We start from the raw sequence: 15,882 nt of genomic DNA, 5'->3' as shown, positions 1-15,882 counted from the left end.
CTTTTATGTAGTAGGCAGTTTTTTACTCCAAAACGGCGTTTGGTCGTGATCGCCTTGTTGTTGCACGGCTCCCGGGACCCCGGATACCTCGACTCGGTCGAGAAGTTCGCCAAGAGGCTGGGAGTCGGCTACGCTTTCCTCGAGAACTTCGAGAAGAGGCCGGGCGTCGTGTACGTGCCGGTCTTCGTGGCGAGGGGAGAGGATTACCGAAGAGCGGTCTACCTCTCGGGCTCGTCGACGCCTCCGCTCGCGAGGTGGCCAGGCTTCGGGGATTATCTGAGGTCCTTGAACGCCGATATATATATATTTCACGGAAGCTACGACGAGGAGTACATATCGGACGTGAGGTCGTTGGGGCTCCCCTACGTGTTCCTAGAGGGGATGCCCTCGATAACCCCCGAGTCGTGCGGCGATGTGGGGGCGCCCGTGGTTTTGACCAAGGGGGTGATCTACGAGAGGATCAAGTCGGCGTGGAGGGGCGCGGGGTGCAAAGGCATTCTCCTCCCGCCTTTGTTCGAGCAAGAGGGGTTTATCTCGTATTTCTCCAACGCCCTAAAACGCCTTCTGTCCGCTGCTGGCGGCAATTCTGATGAGCTCAGATCTATATAGATCGGCGACTTTGGGATACCTCTTCACGAACTCCTTAAACGCGGCTCTACAATCGCCCAGAGAGGCGCAGAGCTTGTCCAATGTTCTGCAAAGGACGTAGCACGCGCCCGGCGGGCCGAGGTGGGTTGAGGCCGAGTACAAGGCCCTCAAGAGGTCGACCTCGTCTTCGGCCACTTCGATGGGGAAGGAGGCGCCGCAGATAGAGGCGCAGTCCATTAAAGGCTCTCGACGAGCGTTGCTATATACTTACCCACCTCGTCGGTTGTGGCGCGCCCGCCGATATCGGGCGTGGCGACGCCGCGGCGTAGGGCCTCCTCGACGGCCCTCCTAATGGCCGAGGCCGCATCTTGGCGGCCCATCCACTCGAACATCATCGCCGCTGACAATATAGTGGCCACGGGGTTGGCCACGTTCTTCCCCGCTATATCGAACGCTGCGCCGTGCACGGGCTCGAACATGGCCTTGGAGTCGCCTATGTTGGCCGAGGGCGCCAGCCCCAAGCTCCCGGCCACCTGCGCGGCCAAGTCCGTGAGTATATCGCCGTACTGGTTAGTGGTCAAGACAACGTCGAAACGCGCCGGGTTGCGCACCAGCTCCATCGCCGCGGCGTCTACGTACATCTCCTCGACCTCCAAACCTTTCAACTCCTCTTTGGCGACGTCTCTGAAGAACGCGTCGACGATCCTCAACACGTTGGACTTGGTCACTATCGTCACCTTCCTCCTCCTCATCTCCGCGTATTTCCTCGCCATCTTGGCGACTCTTCTAGTCCCTTGTCCTGTTATCACCTTCAACGCTATGGCCACGTCGCCCACCTTATACTCGGCGCCCACGTAGACGTCCTCGACGTTCTCCCTGACGAAGACGCAGTCTATGGGCTTTATGGACGGGACTCCGGGCATGCTCTTAGCGGGCCTTATATTGGCGTAGAGTACGTACTTCATCCTAATGGCCGAGGTTACGTCGTATGCGGTCTCGCCGACCGGCCCCTTGAGCACTGCGTCCGCGGAGTCCACAACGCGCCACGCCTCGTCGGGCATCGCCTTGCCGTATTTCCTCAACGCGCCGTCGCCAGCCTCGACGAACTTCATCTCGATGGGTATCGAGAACTTCCTAGCGGCCGCCTCGACGACCCTCACGGCGGCCGACACCACCTCCGGCCCTATCCCGTCGCCCGGTATTACCGCTAGGCGCATATCGCATCAATATGGCCGTTTTTAATATTGCGCGCAGAAGGCCTCAGCCAACAAGCGCCGAGCGTTGGCCGCGTCGCGGCGCCTGGAGATCACGCCCTTATTCCTCACCACGAGGGCCCGAGGGGCCGGCCCCGCCAACCGCGTCGGCATAATCAACAAGGCGTTTTCGGCCGAGAGTAGACGTTCGAGGGCCGCGCCGAGCGCCTTGGCGTAGTTGCCTGGGAGAAACACGACTACGAATCCGTAACCCCTCTCTAGAAGTCCTAGGAACTTCTCCGGCACCCTCCTCGCCCTCGCCCATGTCCTCAACTCCTCATCGCCCATGCCGTTGAGCGTGGCCTCATACGGCACTATGGGCTCATTCGCTGATATTAGCCCATACCTGGCGCTGAGCACGAAGAGATCGACGTCGACGCACCTCCTCAAGTCCTCCGCCAACTCGTTGATCCACTTGAAAGACCCTCCGTAAATCTCAGCGGCGGGCTTAACGAATTCGGCCAAAGCCTCCCTATAAACGGCCTCCCGCTCTAGGTCAAAGCCGGGGACGCCTAAGCCGGCCGAGGCCAAGGCGGCCTTCACGACGCCCCAATCAACGTTCTTGGACTTAGTGCAATGCGTGATGACTAAAAGCCCTCCGTCCCGACGCCTCCGCAATATCTCCGAGGCCGGGATATCCTCCCAGGAGACGACCGGCACGTTCGTGGTGGGCTTCTAGTATATCAGCATTTGGCGCGCTCGCCGAATCGACGGCGTGTCCGGACGTCGCGGCCAACGCATAAGACCGGGCACCTATAGCGGGTGAAACAAGCCGTGTGTAGGCGGCTATCCCAGTTGTTTCAAAACGATGTTGGTCAACGTCGACTTGACCCCCTTCACCGCCCTCACGTCCTCTATTATTCTGTTGAGCTCCTCGGCGTTCTCTGCATATATTCTGGCGACTATGTCGTACTCGCCCGTTATTTCGCCGACTCCCAGCACGCCCTTTATCGCCGATATCCTCCTGGCCACGGACGTCGTGTATACGTTCTCGTCTACTTTGACCCATATATACGCCTCTATATGCTTATTCACTTGGGCCTTATACCTAACGCCGGTTATCCTCTCGAGGATCTCCAATAGGTCCTCGTCGCGTAGCCTACGCGCGTTCGTTGATTTCAACTCCTCCACTAGCTTGCCCAAGACCTCCTCGTCGACCTTAACGCCGAGCCTCTCCAGCCTGTGAGCCACGGCCTTCCTCCCGCTGTATTTGTCCAAGGAGAAGTCCCTCGTACGGCCCACGACCTCGGGCGGGAAGGGCTCGTAGGTCTCAGGGTTTGCCAAGACGCCAGCTTGGTGGACGCCGGCCTTGTGCGTGAACGCGTTGTCGCCGGTTATGGGGAAAGTGGGCATCTGGGCTATGCCGCTGGCCGCCTCTACCAAGGACGCCAGATAGGGCAACTTCGTGAGGTCGATCAACTTAACCCCCTTGTGGTAATAATAGGCGGCCGCGAAGACTTGGAGAGGCGTTATGCCAGCCCTCTCGCCTAGGCCGTTGACCGTCGTGTGGACCACGTCGGCTCCCCCCTCCACCGCCGCGAGGGAGTTCGCCACGGCCATGCCCAAGTCGTTGTGCGCGTGTATGTCGAGGCCTACGTCGGGCACGGCCTCCCTCAACTTCGAGAACAACGTCTTAGCCCTCTCCGGGGTCAACACGCCAACCGTGTCGGCTACGCTGATCCTATCGGCGCCGGCCTCCTTGGCCGTCTTCACCACTTGGACGAGGTAGTCGAAGTCGGCGCGCGTGGCGTCCTCGGCCGTGAACCTGACCCTTACGCCGTGGCTCTTGGCGAACTCCACGTGCTCGGCTATTATGGATAGGGCCTCCTCCCGCGATTTCTTGTGCTTGTGCTTCAAGTGTATGTCGCTGACGCCGTAGAATATGGCGACTCTATCGGGCTCGAGAGACGCCGCGTTCTCTATATCGGCCTTGACCGATCTGCTGTGGGCCACCACCTCGCTCTTGATCTCGCCATCTCTCTTCATGGCCACTATTTTCTTTATAGCGGATCTTATGTCGGGGGCCACATTGGGATCGCCCACCTCCACCATGTGGACGCCGGCGTCTGAGAGGGCCTTCGCGATCCTAATACGCCAATCCTCGGAGAACACAACGCCGGGCGTTTGCTCGCCCTCCCTCAACGTGGAGTCGAGAATCCTTACGCTTTCCCCGAACGCATAGCAGCAAAATATGGCGTCTATTTAAGCCTAGCGCTCGCTATTTAGACCTCTTGAGGTACTCCGTTAAGCCCCCCGCCCTTATTATATCTAGGACGAGCCCCGAGAGGGGCCTCCCCTTTATCACCTCGCCCGTGGTGAGGTTCACCACTTCGCCCACGTCGAGTTTGACCAACAACTCGTCGCCCTCCCTAACTCTGCCCCTCGCCGGCGCTTGGAGGACGGGCAAGCCCACGTTCACGGCGTTTCTGAAGAATATCCTGGCGAAGGACTCGGCGACTACGGCCTGGACCCCCGCTCCCTTTAGGGCTATGGCCGCTTGCTCGCGGCTACTGCCCATGCCGAAGGCTCTGCCGGCCACTAGGATGGCCCCTTTGGCCTTCTTCGGGAACTCAGGGTCCAACGGCTCCATGGCGTGTTCGCCTAAGATCTTGGGGTCCGTGTACACCAAGTAGCGCGCCGGTATTATGATATCCGTGTCTATCTTATCGCCGTAGACTATGGCCTTGCCTCGTATCTCCATAGGCGCTCTATCTATATAGTTTTTTAAACGTTCCCTCCTTCGGCGTCCTCTCCAGGAAGACAATGTTTAAATATAGGCTAAATAGCGCCTTTATGGATTCGGGGGTCGGTTCGGGGCTCGAGGGGATCGGCCAAATAGAGTCGTCGACAAAATAATAGACGCGCTGAGGGGGCTAGGGGTTAGGCATATCCTGGGCATAACCGGCGGCTCCATAATGGCGTTATTCGACGCGGCGTATTTCGTAGACGACATAGAGGTGGTGATGTTCAGGCACGAGCAAGGTGCCCTCCACGCCGCTGAGGGGTACGCGAGAGTCGCCGGGAGGCCCGCCGTCGTGGCGGCGACTAGCGGGCCCGGCGCCACTAACTTGGTCACGGGGCTGGCCGACGCCTACATGGACTCAGTGCCGGTGGCGGCCATAACGGGACAAGTGGCCACTTGGGTCTTCGGGAGGGATGGGTTCCAAGAGACCGACATACTCGGCGTGGTCACGCCGATAACTAAATGGGTGTATCAAGTCAAGAAGCCCGAGGAGGCAGTGCCGGCCGTCAGAATAGCCTACGAGATCTCGCGGCTGGGCAGGCCGGGGCCCACGTTGGTGGATTTGCCGAGGGATCTACAGCTGATGACGCCGCAAGGCGAGGCCAAGATACCGATCAATATATCCAAGTTCATACCCCCCAAGCCGAGGGAGGAGGACGTGGCCAAGGCGTTGAAGATCGTGCTGGAGGCCGAGAGGCCGGTGATATTGGTCGGCGGAGGGGTTCTCTGGTCGGGGGCCACCAAGGAAGTCTTGGAGCTGGCCGAGAGGCTTAACGCGCCCATAGTGTCTACTCTGCCGGGCAAGGCGGCTATACCGCACAACCACCCGCTCTACATGGGGCCGGCGGGCATGCACGGACGCGCCGAGGCCGACGCCGCCTTGGCCAACGCCGACGTGGTCATCGCCGTGGGCACCAGGTTCAGCGACAGAACGTGGGGGAGGTTCAAGGAGCTACAAGAGATGATAAAATCGGGGGAAATGAAAGTAATACATATAGACATCGACAAGAGCGAGATAGGCAAGAACGTAAAGCCTACTATCGGCATAGTGGCCGACGCCAAGTCGGCCTTGAGGGCCGTGTTGGACATGCTCCCGGCCGCCGCGGCGAGGAGCCCTAAGTTCTTGGCTTGGCTGTACTACATAAGGCGCCGCTACGAGGAGGCTATGGAGAAGGCCGCGTCGGAGTTCAAGTACTTCGCGCCCTGGAAGGTGTTGAAAGCCGTTAGGAGGGCGGCACCGCCCAACGCCGTAACCGTTACGGGAGTCGGCGGGCATCAGATGTGGGCCGAGATATGGTGGGAGGTCTACGAGCCCGGGACTTTCATCACCTCGGCAGGCTTGGGCACCATGGGCTTCGGCATACCCGCCTCGTTGGGCGCAAAGTTGGCCGATCGGTCGAGGCCTGTGATCTGTATAGACGGCGACGGCTCGTTCCAGATGACGTTCAACAACTTGGCGCTTGTGAGGGAGTACGACCTCCCGTTCGTGGAGATAATCTTGAACAACTCGTCGTTACAGTTGGTGAAACAATGGCAAGTGTATATGTACGGCAATAGGCAAATAGCTACTCGGTTCGTCAGGAATCCCGATTTCTTGAAGATAGGGGAGGCGTACGGGATAGAGGGGATAAGGCCTTCGACGTACGAGGAGCTGGAGAGGGCTGTGTCTTGGGCCGTCAGGAACAACGAGCCGTTGATAATAGACGTCACAGTGGACGAGGACAAGGACATAGTGTTGCCGTGGGTCAAGCCTGGGGATTGGTTGACGCAAGCCATACTGCCCAAGGGCATGGAGGACGTCTCGTTGAGGTATGAGCGCCATTAGCATCAAAATACCCCTGTCTGTGGACTACGTCGGGAGGGTAGTCAGCATAGTCAGAAGGGCCAAAGTGTTCGTGAGGCGTATGGAGATAGAGGCGAGGGACTCCGCGTATCAAGTGATGATAGAGGTGGAAGGGCCCGCGGACGAGATAAGCTGGCTTGTGGCAAAGTTGGACAAACTGCCCGAGGTGCTCGAGATAAAAGGACTACAAGCCGCGCATATCTCGGCCATAGCCGTCAGGGAGAGGCCATGAGGCTTAAAAACGCGACGTATTGAGAGCCATGGCGAGGATATACACAGATAAGGACGCCTCGCTCGAGCCGCTGAGGGGGAAGACCATCGCCGTCTTGGGCTACGGAATACAAGGCAGGGCGCAAGCGCTAAACCTAAGGGACTCGGGCTTGAGGGTCGTAGTGGGCGTGAGAAGGGGGAAGTCTTGGGACCAAGCGGCGGCCGACGGCTTCGAGGTGTACGAAGTCGGCGAGGCCGTGAGGAGGGCCGAAGTGGTCATGGTGCTTTTGCCGGATATGGAGCAGCCGAAGGTCTGGAGGGACCAAATAGAGCCTAACCTAAAGCCTGGCGCCGTCGTGGACTTCGCCCACGGCTTCAACATACACTTCGGCCTCATAAAGCCGCCTCCTAACGTGGACGTCGTCATGGTAGCCCCTAAAGGGCCGGGGAGGCTCGTCAGGGAGGAGTTCTTGGCCGGCCGCGGCGTCCCTGCGCTCGTGGCGGTGCACCAGAACTACTCCGGGCGCGCCATTGAGTACGCCTTGGCCATAGCCAAGGGCATAGGCGCTACGAGGGCCGGCGTGATAGAGACAACGTTCAAGGAGGAGACAGAGACCGACCTAATAGGGGAGCAGAACGTGCTTGTGGGAGGCCTTCTGGAGCTCTTGAAAAAGGGCTTCGAGGTCTTGGTGGAGCTGGGGTATCAGCCAGAGGTGGCCTACTTCGAGGCCATAAACGAGGCCAAGCTGATAATGGACTTGATATGGCAGAGGGGGTTCTACGGCATGTTGACTGGGGTCAGCGAGACTGCCAGATACGGCGGGCTGACCGTGGGGCCCAAGATCATAGACGACTCGGTTAAACAGAGGATGAAGGAGGCCGCGGCTAGGGTGAGGAGCGGCGAGTTCGCCAAGGAGTGGGTCGAGGAGTACTCGAGAGGCGCGCCGCGCTTGAGGGAGATGCTCGAGGAGATCAAGGGCCATCCGGCTGAAAAAGTCGGCGAGGAGATAAGGAAGTTGATGTTCGGCAGGACATGAAGGTCTGGCTAGACGGAAGGCTTGTGGACGAAGAGGAGGCCAAGGTGTCTGTGTTGTCCCCGAGCCTCAATTACGGCTTTGGGGTCTTCGAGGGCATAAGGGCATACTGGAACGGCGAAAATCTGCTCGTTTTCAGGCTCAAGGACCACATGGACAGATTGTTGAGGTCCGCGAAGATAATAGGGCTGGACGTGCCCTACTCCGCCGAGGAGCTCGCCAAGGCCGTCGTGGAGGTCGTTAGGGCCAACGGCTTCAAGGAGGACTTATACATAAGGCCCGTGGCGTATATATCGAGGCCTCAGATCAGCTTAGACGTAAGGGGGCTACAAGCGTCGGTCGCCATAGCCGCTATACCGTTCGGCAAATACCTCAAGGTGGAGGGCGTGAGGGCGACGGTGGTCAGCTGGAGGAGAGTGCACACGTCCATGATGCCGGTCATGGCCAAGGCCACGGGGATATACCTAAATTCCATAATGGCGGCCGTGGAGGCGAGGGCCAAGGGCTACGACGAGGCCATAATGCTCAACGCCGAGGGGAAAGTGGTCGAGGGCTCCGGGGAGAACATATTCGTGGTAAGGCGGGGCGTGTTGATGACGCCTCCAGTCGAGGACGGCATACTCGAGGGCATAACGCGGGACACGGTGATAACACTCGCGAACGACTTGGGAGTGCCGGTGCTCGAGAAGAGCATAACCAGAGAGGAGCTGTACTCGGCCGACGAGGCCTTCTTCGTGGGGACTGCGGCGGAGATCACGCCGATAATAGAAGTCGACGGGAGGGCCCTGCCCAAGGGGCCCATAACGCAGAGAATAGCGGAGGCGTATAGGAGGGTCGTCACGGGCAAGGAGGAGAAATACGCGCACTGGCTAACTCCCGTATACTAGATTCAAGGGTCCGTCAACAACGCCGTTGGTAGAGGTAACGTCGAGCGCGAAGCAGACAAGTGCGGCCCTCGTTCTTGAACGCGCGCCGAGAAGGGCGTTTACGATATAAGTAAAATTCGACTGCGCTAATACATAAAAAATAAAAATATGTGTTGTGTAAAACTCGTGCGTACGAGTCTATTAACAGGCATAATCGTAGTGGTTGTGGTAATAGCTGTAATAGCCGCTATCTCGACCATATGGCCTTTCGCCCTCGTGGCGATCCGCATCACGACCTCGGAGACTGCTACGGTTCAGACTGTCGCGGCGACTGCGCCCACGACGGCTGGGCCGGTATCTACTACGCACGCCACAAACCATATAAGCCCCGGCGGTGCCGAGACCGTGGGCTGCACGACGGTGAAATGGCCCGACCAGAGCCCAGTTCAAGTTGACCGTTATATTATGCAAATAAATATGTGGAACTTGAAAAACGCCTCGGGGAGGGCCGAGATGAGCTACTGCAACGGCGCCTTCGCCTATTCCCAAGACTTTACTGGCATAGTCGAGAAAAACCCGAACTCCTGGGTCGCTGGATATCCCGAGGTCTGGATCGGCTACAAGCCCTGGGCAGGGCTAAGCACGCCTGGGACCTCCTTCCCTTTGGTCGTCTCCGACGTCCTTAAATCGAACATAACTATAGAGGTCGAATACGAGGTGACCGTCCCTGACCAAACATTGCCGTTCGATTTCGCCTTCGATATATGGGTTACAAAGACCCCCTACCAGCGCAGTGTGGGATCAGGCGAGCAGGAGATCATGATATGGCTTTATCATCAACAGCTAAACCCCGCTGGATCGCAAATAGGCGTAGTGACTATCCCGATCTTCATAAACGGCAGCTTGGTCAACGCCACGTTCAAGGTCTTCAAACAACAGTCCATGCCTTGGGAGTACGTGGCCTTCGTCTTGGACCCGCCGCTGAGATCCGCCTCGATGGCTTTCAAGCTAGCCGACTTCGTGAGAGCCGCGTCTAGCATCACGGCGTTGCAAAACTACAATAACATGTGGGTCGACGACGTCGAGATAGGCTCTGAGTTCGGAAGCCCCTCGACGACTGAGGCCTCCTTCAAATGGACGTTAAAGTTCGATGTTAAGAGCTGAACTTACCCGCGCGGGACCTCGAGCGATAAAAGAAACGGGTTTTTCTCGATTTTGTCGAGAATTAGAGTAAAGTCCTAAGCGCTCTCTGGATCTCGGGCAACGCGGTCGGCACTCTCTCCAAGTGCTCCAGCTCGTCCGGTATGCCGTTGCTCGTCGCTATTTCTCTATAAATGTAGGCGCTCGGCCTCCAGTAGTGGCGCTTGGTGGAGAGGTCCACGTATATTAGGCCGAACTTCTTCGAGAAGCCCGAGGCCCACTCGTAGTTGTCCGTCAACGACCAATGGAGATAGCCCCTCACGTCTACTCCGTCTTGAATAGCGCGGTGTAGTTGGGATAGGTGGGATACTAAGTAGTAGGGCCTCCACCTATCGTACTGGTCCGCTATGCCGTTCTCGGTCACGTAGAGGGGAATACCGTAGCGCCTCCAAGCCCACGTCAATATGTCGTAGAGCCCCTCCGGGTATATCTCCCAGCCGAAATCGCTCACAGGTCTGCCGTCTCTGCTTATGGAGTTAGGCTCGCAGGCGAAACCGTAGCCGGGAACGCCGGCGTATCCGTCCCCCCTCTTGGCCACCACGCTCCTGCTGTAGTAGTTTATGCCGAGCCAGTCCAACCTGCCCTTTAAATCGCCTTGGGGCGCTCCGTCCAACACGCCCTTGGCCACGGCGTCTAGGAAGAACCACAAGGAGTCATGGGCCGCCCTCTCTGCAGCGGCCTTGTCGGCCTCGGTGAGCGGATACACCGGCGTGGCCGCGTAGATGATCCCCACGGGCTTTTTAACTACTAACTTTATAGCGTCGTAGGCCCGCGCGTGCGCCGTGATGAGGTTCAAGGCGGCTCTTCTGGCGTGTTGGAGGCTGAGATAGCCGGGAGGGAAGCCGGCCTTGACTGTTATATAGCCCAGGCTATATGTGACGTTCGGCTCGTTGAACGTCGAGAACTCGTCTGCGAGATCCCCGAACTTCCAAGCCACATATGCGGCGTATTTGGCGAACTCAACCACGGTCAACCCGGAGAGCCAGCCGACGTTCGTCCCGGAAAGGTCGCCGCGTCTGACCTTTATCGGGTCGTGGATCCAGAGAGGCATCGGCCAGTGGTATAAGTTCAGTATGAAGTACAGCCCCCTGGACTTTATATCGGAGAAGATCTCCCTGTAGTGGGATACGGCGTCCTTGTTGGCCAATCTATCGAGCTCCTCGAGCGTCCTCTCGGTTATGTCGATAGACACGACGCGGCCGTCCTTGATGTCGTAGTGGACCTTGACGTCGAAAGTAGGCTTGGGGAATATGCGCGACCACTCCGTGTTGAAGCGAATGGCGTTGAGCCCCATCTTGACAGTGTCGTCATGGAACTGCTTATAGAGATGCCAGTAGGCCACGCCGTTTTCTGGCAGATCGCCGCTCACTAGGCCGGCCGCTATGTTCTCGGGGTCGTGCACCCAAACGTACCAGTCCGTGTTGGGGTCCTCAGAGCCTGGCAAGCCCATCTCGAACTGGAAGCCGGCACCTGACCAGCCCCACTTGAAGCCGCCGGGAAACTTCTTCATAGGCTATAAAGGTAGCCCGGTTTTAAACGTTAATTATGAATATACTATTATGGGAATAATCGATCAATTGTATACAATATTTAATTATATTTATTTAAATAATATTATTTTTTATTAAAGGAAATAGTTTCTTTAGTTACAAAAATTTCTTTATAAAATTAGATTAATAATTTTACGAAAATAAATAGTAAAGCTTATATCTACGAGAGTTAATAGTTCTATGTCTCAACGATACGTAATAATTCTGTTACTAATAGGTATACTCGCTATCGCCGAGGCGTTTGCGCAGACGACCACTACCGCTATATCGCTTCCGAGAAACGAGACCCTCTATGCGGGCGGTGCGATGTGGTGGACGCCGACTAACTGGAACCCGTTGGCGCAGATTTGGGGCGGCGGCGCGGCCTACTCGGTCTTCGGCTTCGTGTACTGGCCGTTGTTCTTCTGGGATCCCTACGACGGCCTCCTATTGCCCGCGTTGGGTAAGTGGTACGGCTGGCAACTCTCTTCGTACTCGGTCAACGTCCCCTTAAGGATATCGGTGAGCGGAGGCACTGCTACTATAACCGTCAACGCGACCAATGTACAAGTATATACAACTACAATAAATCTGGCTAATATACCCACGGTCAATTGGCCGGCTTATATGTACATAGGTAATATAAGAGGGGGAACGCCTCAGTTCATAGGCATAACGGCCAGCGGCCAGGTCAAGGTCACCGTCGTCAATATCACAGTTGTGGTCGGCGCGACGAGCCAGAAGACCGTGACCGTGAGTAGCTCTACGCCTGTGTTCTTCAACGTGACCGTGGTATACCCCACTACGCTCCAGGTAAGCAACGAGTACACCCTATTGGCCTACTACGCGCCCGGCGATGTCTTCAAGATAACGTCGGTGCCTCGTAGCGGCCTTCCTGTATTCACGGCGCCCTTCAACGTTACGGCTTCCAAGTTCATAGTCATGAACTTAACTGGAGTGACCCAGACCACTTTGCCGGTCAAGTTAGATTTTGATAGGGCGTTCCTAGTGGTCACGCTATGGCCCGGCGAGTACTGGCAAGACGGACAGCCCATAACGAGCGAGGACGTGGTGTTCTCCTTCTACTACCCGTTACAGCACCCCGAGCTCGGCAACTCTTGGATATGGGGCCCGGCCGCCTACGGGGGCAACCTGATATCCGTAGTGCCCTACAACACCACGACGACGATCTTCGTATTCAACGGAACGCCCAACATGGAGGCCGTTTATACCGGCAACTTCTTGAGATACTACCCCATATTGCCCAAGCATATTTGGTACAACGTCACTAGCCCATTGACTTGGACAAACCCCAACCCGATCGGCAGCGGTCCCTATAAGGGGTACTATTTGGGCCAGACGGAGGCCGTATATGTGAGATGGGACGACTGGTGGGGATGGAGGGTATTCGGCATAGACCCCAAGAACGTGCCCAAGTACTTCGTTCAGCTCTACGTGACCTCCAACGCGCTGGTCCCGACGATGATCCAACAGAAGATGTTGGACTGGAATAGCTTCTTTGTGCCTAAAATAGAGACTTTCAGACAATACCAGCACTACACGTATCTGCCAAACCCGCCGTATTTCCTGCAGTTCCCGGCGGTCGGATTGCTGATAGCCAACAACACCTATCCGTGGAACATGTGCGCCGTGCGCCGCGCGGTGGCGATGGTAATCAACGCCACGCCGTTGTCGCAAGTAGCCGAGTTCGGATACGAGCTGCCGTGCAAGGATCCATTATGTATAACCGGGACTATCTTCGAAAGCGCTTGGGCGCCTTATATAAACTGGACGGCAGTTCAGCAATACGGCTGGAAGTACGATCCACAAGGCGCGGCCAAGTTGTTGCAAAGCCTAGGTTTCTACAAGGGGCCTGACGGCTACTGGCGTACGCCCAACGGCACAGTGCTCAGCTTGACCATAGCAGTGCCTTACGGCTGGACCGACTGGATGCAGATGGCCCAAATGATAGCGGACCAGCTGAACAAGTTCGGCATAAAGGCCGATGTAGCCACGCCGCAATACAGCGTGTGGTGGACTAGCATACAACAAGGCACTTTCTCGGCGGTGATATTCAACATGTTCTGGATGGGCCTCTCGCCCCTCCCCTACTTCCAAGTCGTGATGTACCCGACCGGCACCGGCGGCACGTTGGTGCCGCCCGGCACGGCCACGTGGGGCGATTACGAGAGGTTCTATAAGACGGGCATATACGACGTGTTCCAGAAAATAATGACCACGCCCATTACGGACTACAACACCTTACAGAAATACTACACCCAGCTCATAAAGGCGTATCTGGAGTGCGCCCCGGCGATACCCTTACTGTCGTCGGCTTATTGGTACGCCTACACTCCAGCCTATTGGGTCGGCTGGCCCAACGCGAGCAATCCGGCGCCTACGTTCGTGCCGGCATGGTCGCCGCCTGATGACGTATTGATAGTATTACACCTCAAGCCGGCCTCAGCGGCGGTCCAGACCGTGACCTATTCGACTACTGTGACTACTACCTACGCCACCACGATAATCTCGGGCACCACCACCACGGTACCCGTCACGGTGACCACACAAGTGCCCATAACCACCACTGTCACCACTGCGTCGACGGTAGTGATGTCCGTGGTCCCGGGCTGGGTATGGGGAGTTGTAGGAGTCTTAGTCGTGATTATAATAGTTGTAGCCGTATTAGCGTTAAGGCGCAAGTAGACACGAAAAATTTTTAAATATAAATTCCTTTTTTCTATCAATGTCAGTTTGGAAATACATTAGAAGAAGGGCTATTGAATACTTCATAGCGTGGTATATAGCGGTGAGCCTCGATTTCATATTACCTAGACTTCTCCCCATAGATCCCGTCAGAGTCATGATCACCAGGATAACGTCAGCTGGAGGGGCCTACATGACGCCAGAAGCCTTGCAGACGCTCGTCAACAGAATCGAGGAGATGTTCGGCTACAATCAACCGCTCTACATGCAGTATCTCCTCTTCATATGGAACGCCTTACACTTGAACTTGGGGATATCCGTATATCTCTTCGGAACGCCCGTCTCCTATATAATACTCCGCGCCTTGCCTTATGATATAATTCTACTTGTCCCCGCGATTCTCTTGTCTTGGTACGTCGGGAATAAACTCGGAGCCTATCTGGGCTTCGATAAAAGAGGCACGTTGACGGATAAGGTGGCATTGCCGGCGTTTTATACGCTGAGCAACGCGCCGTTCTTTTGGTTCGCCCTTCTGCTGGTTATGATCTTCTCGGCATACTTGCGCATCTTCCCGCCAACGGGCACGCCGTATTCTAAGATACCGTCGTTGACGTGGTCCTATATATCAGATCTTCTGTTGCACATGACCTTGCCCCTCTTAGCGCTTTTCGTGGTCTCCCTAGGCAGTTGGGCCATAGGCATGAGGCAAAACATGCTCGGCGAAGTCAGGAGCAACTACATGGCGTACGGGGAAGCCCTCGGTCTAACCCGAGGTATTTTGAGGCGTTATGCGTATAAAAACGCGATATTGCCGCAGATCACAGGCCTTGCGATTACTCTAGGCTATATAGTGGCGGGTAACTCGGTGCTCGAGTTCACCTTCCAGTACCCCGGCGTTGGCCTGCTCCTCGGCAATGCTATATATAATTATGATTATTTCTTGATACAAGGTATATTCTTCTTCGTAGTTACTATGGTAATAGTAGCGAATTTCTTAATAGAAATAATTTATGCATTCATAGATCCTAGAATAAGGGCGGCGGTGTCATGAGCGTCCCGCTATACGAGGAGCTCTTCACGAGCCTCTTCAGGGAGGGTTATTTTAGAGTAGGCCTAGCCATATTGGCGGCGTTAATAGCGCTGGCGGTGGTAGGCCACTTTACTGCTAAATACAAGCCCTTCGATGTAGTTGGACCATCGTATAGTCCTCCCGACCTTCAATACTGGCTAGGCACCGATGCGTTCGGACGCGACGTATATTCACAACTCGTGTACGGCCTCGGAAACAGCCTCTACATAGCCCTCATAGCGGCGCTCATAGCTACAGCTATAGGAGTGAGCATAGGCCTTATAGCGGGGTATTTCGGAGGTCTCACCGACGCTGTCTTGAACTTATTAACAAATACTATATTGACAATACCCAATGTAGTAATAATTCTACTAATAGCGATCTATATACCCAAACAATGGGTGACCACGACATTGCTTGGAGAATTGATAGGACTATTCTCTTGGCCTTGGTCTGCCAGAGCAGTGAGGGCCATAGCGATGAGCATAAGGGGAAGGGAGTTCATACTAGTGGCAAAACTCAGCGGCGAGTCGCCTATGGAGATCGCCTTCACCGAGGTCATGCCCCAAATGTTGGCATATGTATTCCTAGTGTTCGTCATCCAGTTCAGCGGAGCCATAGTCGCCGATATAGGCGTTGAGGCGTTGGGCCTTTTGCCGTATAATACAATGACTGTAGGCTTTATGCTATTCTGGGCGGTCCAGTTCAGCGCCCCCAGCTATGGCGCGTGGTGGTGGTTCCTGCCGCCGGGCTTGATAGTGATGTTGACGACGACCGCCCTCTCGATGATAGCGGTGTCGATGGACAAGGCGTTTAACCCGAGGCTTAGAGAGGAATAACT

Annotated in this window: 15 protein-coding genes; 9 read left to right on the top strand and 6 right to left on the bottom strand. The window is 56.1% G+C overall.

Going from position 1 to position 15,882, the window contains the following annotated elements:
- Positions 1-45: 45 nt before the first annotated feature.
- Positions 46-609 (top strand): sirohydrochlorin chelatase family protein, encoded by a 564-nt coding sequence (locus ACZ5PA_RS07015; protein ID WP_464929630.1) that lies wholly within the window; start codon positions 46-48, stop codon positions 607-609.
- Here the strand turns inward: ACZ5PA_RS07015 and ACZ5PA_RS07010 are convergent.
- The 5 genes from ACZ5PA_RS07010 to ACZ5PA_RS06990 form a co-directional block, all read right to left on the bottom strand.
- Positions 553-825: a hypothetical protein gene (locus ACZ5PA_RS07010; protein ID WP_464929629.1), complete on the bottom strand. Its 273-nt coding sequence runs from the start codon at positions 823-825 to the stop codon at positions 553-555. The two genes, ACZ5PA_RS07015 and ACZ5PA_RS07010, sit on opposite strands and share 57 nt — an antisense overlap.
- Complete coding sequence (locus ACZ5PA_RS07005; RefSeq protein WP_464929628.1) at positions 825-1,805, bottom strand: isocitrate/isopropylmalate dehydrogenase family protein; 981 nt, start codon at positions 1,803-1,805, stop codon at positions 825-827. The genes ACZ5PA_RS07010 and ACZ5PA_RS07005 overlap by 1 nt, the downstream gene beginning before the upstream one ends.
- Before the next feature lie 21 nt (positions 1,806-1,826).
- A complete protein-coding gene (locus tag ACZ5PA_RS07000) occupies positions 1,827-2,501 on the bottom strand; it encodes a DUF6884 domain-containing protein (RefSeq protein ID WP_464929627.1) in 675 nt (224 codons plus the stop codon).
- 126 nt (positions 2,502-2,627) lie between these two features.
- Positions 2,628-4,034: a homocitrate synthase gene (lysS, locus tag ACZ5PA_RS06995; protein ID WP_464931234.1), complete on the bottom strand. Its 1,407-nt coding sequence runs from the start codon at positions 4,032-4,034 to the stop codon at positions 2,628-2,630.
- A gap of 25 nt (positions 4,035-4,059) precedes the next feature.
- Entirely contained in the window at positions 4,060-4,542 is a 483-nt protein-coding gene (locus tag ACZ5PA_RS06990) for a 3-isopropylmalate dehydratase small subunit (RefSeq protein ID WP_464929626.1), read from the bottom strand.
- A gap of 154 nt (positions 4,543-4,696) precedes the next feature.
- Between ACZ5PA_RS06990 and ilvB the strand changes: the two genes are divergently transcribed.
- The 5 genes from ilvB to ACZ5PA_RS06965 all read left to right on the top strand — a co-directional run bounded on the left by ilvB (position 4,697) and on the right by ACZ5PA_RS06965 (position 9,701).
- A complete protein-coding gene (ilvB, locus tag ACZ5PA_RS06985) occupies positions 4,697-6,409 on the top strand; it encodes a biosynthetic-type acetolactate synthase large subunit (RefSeq protein ID WP_464931233.1) in 1,713 nt (570 codons plus the stop codon).
- Positions 6,396-6,659 (top strand): ACT domain-containing protein, encoded by a 264-nt coding sequence (locus tag ACZ5PA_RS06980; RefSeq protein WP_464929625.1) that lies wholly within the window; start codon positions 6,396-6,398, stop codon positions 6,657-6,659. The genes ilvB and ACZ5PA_RS06980 overlap by 14 nt, the downstream gene beginning before the upstream one ends.
- Before the next feature lie 28 nt (positions 6,660-6,687).
- Positions 6,688-7,674 (top strand): ketol-acid reductoisomerase, encoded by a 987-nt coding sequence (ilvC, locus tag ACZ5PA_RS06975; protein ID WP_464929624.1) that lies wholly within the window; start codon positions 6,688-6,690, stop codon positions 7,672-7,674.
- Positions 7,671-8,558 (top strand): branched-chain amino acid transaminase, encoded by an 888-nt coding sequence (locus ACZ5PA_RS06970; RefSeq protein WP_464929623.1) that lies wholly within the window; start codon positions 7,671-7,673, stop codon positions 8,556-8,558. The genes ilvC and ACZ5PA_RS06970 overlap by 4 nt, the downstream gene beginning before the upstream one ends.
- 165 nt (positions 8,559-8,723) lie before the next feature.
- A complete protein-coding gene (locus tag ACZ5PA_RS06965) occupies positions 8,724-9,701 on the top strand; it encodes a GH12 family glycosyl hydrolase domain-containing protein (protein WP_464929622.1) in 978 nt (325 codons plus the stop codon).
- A 61-nt stretch (positions 9,702-9,762) separates the two neighbouring features.
- Here the strand turns inward: ACZ5PA_RS06965 and bgaS are convergent, their stop codons facing one another.
- A complete protein-coding gene (gene bgaS / locus ACZ5PA_RS06960) occupies positions 9,763-11,247 on the bottom strand; it encodes a beta-galactosidase BgaS (protein ID WP_464929621.1) in 1,485 nt (494 codons plus the stop codon).
- A gap of 220 nt (positions 11,248-11,467) precedes the next feature.
- Here bgaS and ACZ5PA_RS06955 point away from each other — a divergent pair, with 220 nt between their 5' ends.
- From ACZ5PA_RS06955 to ACZ5PA_RS06945, 3 genes are read left to right on the top strand one after another with little or no spacing between them, the layout of a single operon-like run.
- Complete coding sequence (locus tag ACZ5PA_RS06955; RefSeq protein ID WP_464929620.1) at positions 11,468-13,972, top strand: ABC transporter substrate-binding protein; 2,505 nt, start codon at positions 11,468-11,470, stop codon at positions 13,970-13,972.
- Between the two features lie 40 nt (positions 13,973-14,012).
- Positions 14,013-15,023, top strand: coding sequence for an ABC transporter permease (locus tag ACZ5PA_RS06950; protein ID WP_464929619.1), 1,011 nt, complete (start codon positions 14,013-14,015; stop codon positions 15,021-15,023).
- Complete coding sequence (locus ACZ5PA_RS06945) at positions 15,020-15,880, top strand: ABC transporter permease (protein WP_464929618.1); 861 nt, start codon at positions 15,020-15,022, stop codon at positions 15,878-15,880. Before ACZ5PA_RS06950 ends, ACZ5PA_RS06945 begins: the two co-directional genes overlap by 4 nt.
- Positions 15,881-15,882: the final 2 nt, after the last annotated feature.

This window comes from Thermoproteus thermophilus, assembly GCF_055392855.1.
Note: the sequence above shows the minus strand (reverse complement) of the source record. Positions and strands in the feature narration are given on the sequence as shown.

Bases quoted from the DNA above. Each gene is read 5' to 3' on its own strand.
- ACZ5PA_RS06990 (WP_464929626.1), bottom strand. From the start codon at position 4,542: ATGGAGATACGAGGCAAGGCCATAGTCTACGGCGATAAGATAGACACG.
- ACZ5PA_RS06950 (WP_464929619.1), top strand. From the start codon at position 14,013: ATGTCAGTTTGGAAATACATTAGAAGAAGGGCTATTGAATACTTCATA.
- ACZ5PA_RS07010 (WP_464929629.1), bottom strand. From the start codon at position 825: ATGGACTGCGCCTCTATCTGCGGCGCCTCCTTCCCCATCGAAGTGGCC.
- ACZ5PA_RS06970 (WP_464929623.1), top strand. From the start codon at position 7,671: ATGAAGGTCTGGCTAGACGGAAGGCTTGTGGACGAAGAGGAGGCCAAG.
- ACZ5PA_RS06980 (WP_464929625.1), top strand. From the start codon at position 6,396: ATGAGCGCCATTAGCATCAAAATACCCCTGTCTGTGGACTACGTCGGG.
- ACZ5PA_RS06955 (WP_464929620.1), top strand. From the start codon at position 11,468: ATGTCTCAACGATACGTAATAATTCTGTTACTAATAGGTATACTCGCT.
- bgaS (WP_464929621.1), bottom strand. From the start codon at position 11,247: ATGAAGAAGTTTCCCGGCGGCTTCAAGTGGGGCTGGTCAGGTGCCGGC.
- ACZ5PA_RS06945 (WP_464929618.1), top strand. From the start codon at position 15,020: ATGAGCGTCCCGCTATACGAGGAGCTCTTCACGAGCCTCTTCAGGGAG.
- ilvC (WP_464929624.1), top strand. From the start codon at position 6,688: ATGGCGAGGATATACACAGATAAGGACGCCTCGCTCGAGCCGCTGAGG.
- ACZ5PA_RS07005 (WP_464929628.1), bottom strand. From the start codon at position 1,805: ATGCGCCTAGCGGTAATACCGGGCGACGGGATAGGGCCGGAGGTGGTG.